Annotated in this window: 1 protein-coding gene; it reads left to right on the plus strand. The window is 34.6% G+C overall.

All coding sequences use genetic code 11. The features are described from left to right. Positions 1-110: 110 nt before the first annotated feature. Positions 111-335: DUF3472 domain-containing protein (locus tag ACFINO_RS10435; protein WP_375655766.1), on the plus strand; the 225-nt coding region annotated here is incomplete at its 3' end.

The raw sequence follows: 335 nt of genomic DNA on the forward strand, positions 1-335 counted from the left end.
ATATTGGTTTACAAAACAGTGGAGGTGATCATTTCGTTAATTACTCTATCTGGAATGCTGTTGGTTGGAAGAGTGATTAGTATCATTATTTTGATCATGAAGGTTCTGGAGTGCAATGTCGTATTAAAATACCATGGAAGACGGGGCATCAGTATGAATTTGATGTTTCAAAAAAGGAAAATTTAGTTACTGGCACCATAACAGATTTAATGGATGGTACAAAAACAACTGTGGGTGTTATTGAAGTTCCAAAAACATTTGGCAAATTTTATGCTTCTCTTGGCTTTGTTGAAGAGTATTCTCAAGGAGATGGGCAACTTTTATCTTTTTTTGTG

It is taken from the genome of Bartonella sp. AA83SXKL, from assembly GCF_042196965.1.
Classification (GTDB): domain Bacteria; phylum Pseudomonadota; class Alphaproteobacteria; order Rhizobiales; family Rhizobiaceae; genus Bartonella.